Below are 313 nucleotides of genomic sequence, written 5' to 3' on the forward strand. Positions count from 1 at the left end.
GTCGGGGCTGGCCCGCAGCCGTAGGGGCCGGTCCTGGCGGGGATCCTTTCGCCAGCGCGGCGGCGGCGGATAGCGCAGCACGGTGGAGATGTGGGTCAGCCTGTCGTCGGTGTCCGTCTGCTCCTGCCGCTCGACGTGCCCGGCCAGCAACCGGCGGACGGTCGCATCCCGCGAGGTGCCCTCTCTGGCCATGACCGCACTCAACGCCTCGAAAGCACATGGCGGAAGCCGGACGTTGGTCTCTGTGGTCTTCGGATGGACAGCCACAGCGCGATTATCAACCGGACACGGTCCAGGGGAGACGCATCCGGCC

General features: G+C 69.3%; 1 pseudogene. It reads right to left on the minus strand.

The window, feature by feature from the left end:
- A pseudogene (locus IH48_RS34075) lies at window positions 1-192 on the minus strand (hypothetical protein); the annotation flags it as partial.
- Window positions 193-313 lie beyond the last annotated feature (121 nt).

Origin of the sequence: Streptomyces sp. NRRL F-5126 (assembly GCF_000721265.1) — a bacterium.
GTDB lineage: Bacteria > Actinomycetota > Actinomycetes > Streptomycetales > Streptomycetaceae > Streptomyces.